General features: G+C 64.0%; 7 protein-coding genes and 2 pseudogenes. 6 read left to right on the forward strand and 3 right to left on the reverse strand.

Annotated elements, in window-relative coordinates; genetic code table 11:
- Positions 1 to 187 precede the first annotated feature (187 nt).
- Both tnpA and tnpB read left to right on the forward strand, forming a co-directional pair.
- Entirely contained in the window at positions 188 to 559 is a 372-nt protein-coding gene (gene tnpA / locus QTI17_RS34350; RefSeq protein WP_286538626.1) for an IS66-like element accessory protein TnpA, read from the forward strand.
- The gene (tnpB, locus tag QTI17_RS34355) at positions 556 to 909 is read left to right on the forward strand and encodes an IS66 family insertion sequence element accessory protein TnpB (RefSeq protein WP_286538627.1); all 354 of its coding nucleotides are present in this window, start codon (positions 556 to 558) and stop codon (positions 907 to 909) included. Before tnpA ends, tnpB begins: the two co-directional genes overlap by 4 nt.
- 559 nt (positions 910 to 1468) lie before the next feature.
- Here tnpB and QTI17_RS34360 read toward each other — a convergent pair.
- Positions 1469 to 1984 carry an H-NS family nucleoid-associated regulatory protein gene (locus tag QTI17_RS34360; protein WP_286538629.1) on the reverse strand — a complete coding sequence of 172 codons (516 nt, stop codon included), beginning with the start codon at positions 1982 to 1984 and terminating at the stop codon, positions 1469 to 1471.
- Positions 1985 to 2341: 357 nt separating this feature from the next.
- Here QTI17_RS34360 and QTI17_RS34365 point away from each other — a divergent pair, with 357 nt between their 5' ends.
- The 3 genes and pseudogenes from QTI17_RS34365 (at position 2342) to QTI17_RS34375 (ending at position 4161) form a co-directional block, all read left to right on the forward strand.
- Positions 2342 to 2581 (forward strand): helix-turn-helix domain-containing protein, encoded by a 240-nt coding sequence (locus QTI17_RS34365; RefSeq protein WP_286538630.1) that lies wholly within the window; start codon positions 2342 to 2344, stop codon positions 2579 to 2581.
- 4 nt (positions 2582 to 2585) lie between these two features.
- Positions 2586 to 3863: pseudogene (locus QTI17_RS34370) on the forward strand (type II toxin-antitoxin system HipA family toxin).
- Positions 3864 to 3966: 103 nt separating this feature from the next.
- On the forward strand, positions 3967 to 4161 hold the full coding sequence (locus tag QTI17_RS34375; protein ID WP_286538632.1) for a hypothetical protein: 195 nt from the start codon (positions 3967 to 3969) through the stop codon (positions 4159 to 4161).
- A 45-nt stretch (positions 4162 to 4206) separates the two neighbouring features.
- On the opposite strand, the gene QTI17_RS34380 is transcribed toward QTI17_RS34375, so the two are convergent.
- Entirely contained in the window at positions 4207 to 5103 is an 897-nt protein-coding gene (locus QTI17_RS34380; protein WP_286538633.1) for a tyrosine-type recombinase/integrase, read from the reverse strand.
- An 85-nt stretch (positions 5104 to 5188) separates the two neighbouring features.
- Entirely contained in the window at positions 5189 to 5566 is a 378-nt protein-coding gene (locus QTI17_RS34385) for an RES family NAD+ phosphorylase (protein ID WP_286538634.1), read from the reverse strand.
- Positions 5567 to 5800: 234 nt separating this feature from the next.
- On the opposite strand from QTI17_RS34385, the pseudogene QTI17_RS35285 reads away from it, so the two are divergent.
- Positions 5801 to 5890 (forward strand): annotated as a pseudogene (locus QTI17_RS35285) (IS5/IS1182 family transposase); the annotation flags it as partial.
- Between the last annotated feature and the right edge of the window lie 110 nt (positions 5891 to 6000).

The raw sequence follows: 6000 nt of genomic DNA on the forward strand, positions 1-6000 counted from the left end.
CCGTGCCGGTCTCGTCCTTGAACTGTCGACGCTGCCTGGCTTTCGTTGAGAAGTGCGTCAAGCGAGAGCGTCGTAAGCGCGGCCTCAGCACCCTCTTGAACTGACCAAGAGACCGCAGCACGCTTGCGTCCATTGGCATGAGTAGTGGACGCAGCATGGAAACCCTGAGAGAGAGCACACAGAGCATTTGCCGACCGGCGTGGTGCGCGTGCTCAGCAATGGCAAGCGCCTGTACGCCAATGCGTTCAAGGCAGATCTCGTTCGGCGGTGCTTGGTGCCCGGGGCGTCAGTTGCCGCTACGGCCATGACGAACGGCGTCATTGCAAACCTCTTGCGTCGTTGGATCGTTCTGCATGGGGCTCAAGGACGCGCTGCCGGTCCGGCGTTGTTGCCGGTGAGGCTGCAGACGGCGTCCCCGGTAAGCCCGTCGCTGCCGTGTGCACCGCCAAAGCCCCAGATCATCGAGATTGAGATCCACGGCGCACGTGTTCGCTTGCATGGTGAGGTCGATGCGCAACGACTGGGCGTCGTGCTGGACGTGTTGGCGCGGCGCACGTGATCGGCCTTCCCTCGAACACTCGCGTGTGGATCGTGGCGGGCCACACCGACATGAGGAAGGGCTTCGATGGCTTGGCCGCCATGGTGCAGACCGCGCTTGCAGCGAATCCGTTCTGCGGCCACGTCTTCGTCTTCCGCGGCAAGCGCGGCGACATCCTGAAGGTCCTGTGGTTCGATGGTCAAGGACTGATGCTGCGGGCCAAGCCCAAGCGCCTCGAGCGGTGTCGATTCGTGTGGCCGCAAGCCACGTCCGGCAGCGTGTCGCTCACGCCAGCGCAGCTCTCCATGCTGCTGGAAGCCATCGACTGGCGCATGCCGGCGCGCACGTACGAGCCGATGCTCGCCGCTTGATTCCGCGCTCTCGCCGGGGACGAACTACTGGATGAGAAGTTCTCCGGTGTAGCACCAATGTTCGGCGTGCCGAAGGCCGGGCAAAGTAGAGGACGTGACATCCAAGCACCTTCGCGGCATTCGACGGCTGATTCTTTGGCCATGTCTGAGCTTGACGTTGATGCAGGGCGCCCTTGCCTTTGCGCGCTCGGCGAGCCAAGCGGGTGCCTGCTCTTCGGTCAAGAAAATAGGCGTACGGATGGTCTGCCCAGTCTGATACCTGTAGGTCGTCCATTCCTTCGGCGGGGCGTTGTGGCCAACGCAAATTTCTCCGCAGCGGCGTCTTTCTTCGCTCTTCGGCAACCAACTGCTCGTACCGCTTTTACGGATCCGTTTCGACGCTCGGATTGGTCGTGCGGGTCAGCACGGCTTCTTTCGTTCCAGTCGCGGCGTCGGACTTGCCAGCCGCGGGAAATACCGGCGCAGCACTTGGCTTTGCCTTCTCTTTCTTGACGTTTTCGGCGTTGAAGCAAAACCATGGCTTCCGCGCGAAAACATAGATGTGGTGCTTCAGCGCTTGCTATTTCGCGAAATCCTGAAGTGTCTTGCCACTGTCCAATTGAGCCTTCAGCCAACGGGGCTTCGGACCGCGGCCGGTCCACGAATTGCCGGCGTCATCGCTGTAGGTGACCTTCGATGGTGCGCGCTTGGCCTTCTTCGCCTTGGCTGCCGGCTTTACAGCTTCCAGGCTGTCAATTGCGGAGGCCAGCTTCGACTTCGTGCTCGGACCCGCCCGGAATTCGTCGATCGACCTGCCCGCGGCCAGCGCATCACGAAGCCAACGCGGACGCGGGCCACGGCCCGACCAGACATTGCCCGCGCCGTCGCTGAACTGGGAGGAGGACCTTGGCGCCTTCTTCCTGGCCCCCTTGCTCGACACGGAGTCAAGGCCCAGATGGGCGGCGGTCAGCCCGTAGTGCGCAATCGCGACCTTGATGCGGTCAACCACGCCCTTGACCTCGCTGTCACGCAACGCGTCGGCCTGCTTTTGCAACTGTTCGATCTGCTTCTGGATCTGCTTGTAGGTTTGTGCCATTGCTTGCTTTCGTAGTTCAGGTGCGAAGTATCTCCTTCGCTAACAGTGATTCTGCCACTCCAAGCTCGAAACAAGGTAATTCGCGCTGACTTGAGTACTTCAGAGTGCCATTGAGTGGATCACCTCGACAGGCATTGTGCAAATGTGGTCTCGCGCCAATTCGATTGAATCGCATCGATCCATTGGGTTCTTAGGACATGGATTGGCATTGCCGTCGGTGTTTCGATTGCCCCTTGTCACTGGCTCGTCAACGACCAAATGCCCCGGTGCATATCGGAACAAAATGCGCTATGCGGATATGGTGCGTTTATGTGCGAGAAGCATATGATGCAAATATCTGTCACGCGGGTATTCACCATGGAACAGTTCCTTTCTAATGCAACACTCGGTCACCTTCTGGCGAGCGCGCGCAGAGCCAAGCGGCTGACACAGGCCGAGGCTGGTGCGCGGATCGGCCTCAGCCAGAGCCGGTTGAGCGTGCTGGAAACGGACCCGTCCTCCTTGACGGTCGAGCAGCTGCTCGCGCTGACCGGCCTGTACGAGCTTCGCATCAAGGTGCTGGACCGCGCCGGCCCCCCTGCGGCCGCGGAGTGGTAGGTCCATGGGAAGAAAGACGCATGCGCAAGCGCTGTCCGTGTGGGCCAATGGCGTCAGGGTGGGCACCTGGCGCATTCCCACGCGCGGTCCCGTGGAGCTCCAGTACGACCAGGGCTGGATGGACTCGGCAGTTGGCCGCCCGCTGTCCTTGTCGCTTCCCTTCGGGGTCGACGGGAACGCCCTTCTCAAGGGTGACCGCGTCAAAGAACTACTTCGACAACCTGCTTCCGGACAGCGACGTGATGCGAAAGCGCATCGCGACCCGGTTCAAGACCGCTTCGCTGGAGCCGTTCGATCTGCTGCAGGCCATCGGGCGGGATTGCGCGGGTGCGGTGCAGCTTCTCCCGGAAGATGAAGTCCCAGAGGGCGTCCATCGCATCCAGGGCACCCCCTGGACGATGACGACTTCCGCATCTCGCTGGCGGGTGCCCAGGAAAAGACCGCGCTGCTGTGGCACGACGGCCAGTGGTTGCGACCGCACGGGTCGACGCCGACCACGCACATCCTCAAGCTCCCGCTCGGCCTTGTCGGGAACAGGAGGATCGACCTCCAGACTTCGGTCGAGAACGAATGGCTGTGCCTGGCCATCCTTCGGGCCTACGGCCTGCCGGTGGCGGAGACGGAGATCAAGACCTTCGGCAACCAGCGCGTGCTGAGCGTGAAGCGCTTCGACCGCCAGTTGCATGCCAGCGGCAGCTGGTACTTGCGGCTGCCCCAGGAAGACTTCTGTCAGGCCCTCGGCGTATCGCCTCATCTCAAGTACGAGGCCGACGGCGGGCCGGAAGTGCAGCGTCTCGCCCAGGTGCTCAGGAACTCGGAGTCCGCCCAGGACGACCTGCGCACGCTGCTGACCGCCCAGATCCTCTTCTGGATGCTGGCCGCACCGGACAGGCACGCCAAGAACTTCAGCCTCCACCTGCTCGCCGGTGGCCTGTACCGCATGACGCCGCTCTACGACGTCATGTCCATCTGGCCCGCGGCGGGAAAGGACCCCAACCCGCTCAAGTGGCACAGGGCCAAGCTGGCCATGGCGGTCGCGGGCAAGAACCGGCACTGCCTCATGAAGGACGTGCAGCGTCGGCACTTCAACGCCATGGCGGCTCAGTGCTACTACGCCCCCACGGCCGAGGCCATCATCGAAGACATCCTCGATCGCACGCTGGACGTGGTCGAGGAGGTGACTGCGAGCTTGCCAGGCGATTTCCCTGCACGGGTGGCGGACGGCATCCTGGAAGGCTTGGCCGATTCGGCCATGCGCCTGGACGCGATGCCGGCGAATTGAAAGCCGGTCAGCAGCGAATTTCTGTGTGTAAACGCACATCACCGCCGACAATCACTTGGCAAAGTCTGCCCGGGTTCCAAGACGCGGCAGGAGGGACGCAACCATGACGAAGATCCGGCTCAACGACGAACAGTGGCACACCCTCGAGGCGCTGCTCGAGGCCAACACCCGGCGGGTGGCCACCGACCAGATCAGGGTTCCCGCCCGACTGAAGTCGAACGGGTTGGTCACGGCCGATCCGCAAGGCGGCCAGTTCCTGACACTCCAAGGGCGGGAAAGGCTCAGCCAGGGCCGCTGAAACCCGAGCGCGGTCGGCAGTCGCCACCGTGCTGCGTCCCCGGGGTCAGACCACATCGATCGGCGTTGCCACCACGCGTCGGTACCGACCCATGACCTCGGGCTCGACGCCCAGCCAGGCCGCCACCGTCTCGGGCTCGAAGCCCCGGCGCAGTTGTCGCAGGGCGAAGGTGTGCCGCAGGCGGAACGAACCGCCCTCGCGGCTGTCGATGCCGGCATCCTCCAGCACTTTCTTGGCGCATTTGTAGTGCGACTCCTTGTGCCACTGCTTGCCCGTGCGCGTTGACGGAAACAGAAACTCTCCCTCGATGCGGGCTTCCGCCCGCACCTGCAGCCAGTGCTGCAGCAGCTCGCCGGCCCAGGGCGCGATCGGCGTTTCGCGCGCAGCGGAATTCCCATCGCCCGGCACGGAGACCTTCCAGGGCCTGTCGCGAACGCGGCCGCCCCTCGCGATCGGCGACGCGAGGGTGAGGGCGCGGACATCGCCCGGCGTCAAGCCACCGCCCAACTGCAGGGCGACCGCGCACCGATTGCGAAGCTCCTGCCAGGTGAAGGCGGCGTGACTGTCGCGCCGTGCACCTGAAAGCCCCGGCCGCGGTCGCGCGTCCGACAGGAACGTGATCAGATGCTTCGCCTCGGCCACCGAAAGGAACTCGGGCAGGGGATCGGCATGGGCAGCCTCCGCATACCGAACCTCGGGATGGTCGGCCAGCCAGTCGGAAGCCGCCGTATTCGGCGGCTCGCCGGTCTGCGCCGCATGGTGGCGCAGGACCCGATCGACGAGGCGCACCAGCCGAAGCGCATGCCGGGGGGAGAGCGACATGTCAGAGCTCTTGCGCCCGAAGCGCGCCGCCTGGAAAGCCTGCAGATCGCGCAGGTCAAGCGACGCCAGGGTGACGGCCGGTGACTGGCCCAGGCACCAGGCGGTGAAGGTGCCCCACATGTCGCGGTAGACCTCGACCGAGGCGGGCTGCCGCGTTAGCGTAATTGTTCATCCATCACGCCAGGCGTGAACTCATGTAGGGCCCTCAAGGGCACCGGCGGTGTTGCATCGCGCCGCTCGCACGAAAGCAAGCGCCGCCACTCCGCTGCGCCCGGGGCTTGGATCCGGAAGAAGAGGCGGCTGAGGGAAACATGCGATCGTCGAACTCGAACGGGTTGCGCTCGACCGTGACCACCACCTGCAGGAATGCCGGGTGATCGGGGTTCAGGATGATGTTGCTTTCGCTCGGCTCGACCGCCGATGGAACCCACAGACCAAGCGCCTCTCCGGCTTGGCGCCAAGTCATGCCGATCGATTGGGTAGACGCCTCCTGATCGATCCCGTCCAGGGGAGGGCCGAAGCCCTCGCGAACGTCCTTCAGTTCTTCCTCTATAAGACCGCCAACTGCGCGGCCAGCATCCATAGCCGAAGAGGTCCAGCGCGCCTTCCGTTTCGTCGAAATGCCGCGAGGTGTAGTTGCCGCGGTTGCCTGGCATGACAGGCCGGCCATCTCGGTCCATGAGAAGACCGCGCGGATGTGCCCGCGTGAGCGTCGAGGGGCATGCTCGGACCATCTCGAACGGCCCAGTCGTCGATGCCACGGATCCGTCCTGCTGGGCCTTCCACACCTTCTCTGCCCAGGTTGACGAGGCACATCGTCGACGGCGCGATGATGAAGGCGCCACTGGCACAAAAAGCCGTGGGCCCCAACCCCACGGATCGAGGGAAGAAAGCAGCAAGCGCCCGGTCAACAGCAAGGTCATCTCCTCGATGCCCAATCCGGTGCAAATGCGCGCCGAGGCCACCCGGCCGACGCCGAACTGAGGCGACAGTCCAAGGCGACCTTGCGCGGCGAGC

Source organism: Variovorax sp. J31P179 (genome assembly GCF_030316985.1).
Classification (GTDB): domain Bacteria; phylum Pseudomonadota; class Gammaproteobacteria; order Burkholderiales; family Burkholderiaceae_C; genus Variovorax; species Variovorax ginsengisoli_B.

Excerpts from the sequence above, each read along its gene's own strand:
- QTI17_RS34365 (WP_286538630.1), top strand. The coding sequence starts at position 2,342 with ATGGAACAGTTCCTTTCTAATGCAACACTCGGTCACCTTCTGGCGAGC.
- QTI17_RS34380 (WP_286538633.1), bottom strand. The coding sequence starts at position 5,103 with ATGTGGGGCACCTTCACCGCCTGGTGCCTGGGCCAGTCACCGGCCGTC.
- QTI17_RS34375 (WP_286538632.1), top strand. The coding sequence starts at position 3,967 with ATGACGAAGATCCGGCTCAACGACGAACAGTGGCACACCCTCGAGGCG.
- QTI17_RS34360 (WP_286538629.1), bottom strand. The coding sequence starts at position 1,984 with ATGGCACAAACCTACAAGCAGATCCAGAAGCAGATCGAACAGTTGCAA.
- QTI17_RS34385 (WP_286538634.1), bottom strand. The coding sequence starts at position 5,566 with ATGGATGCTGGCCGCGCAGTTGGCGGTCTTATAGAGGAAGAACTGAAG.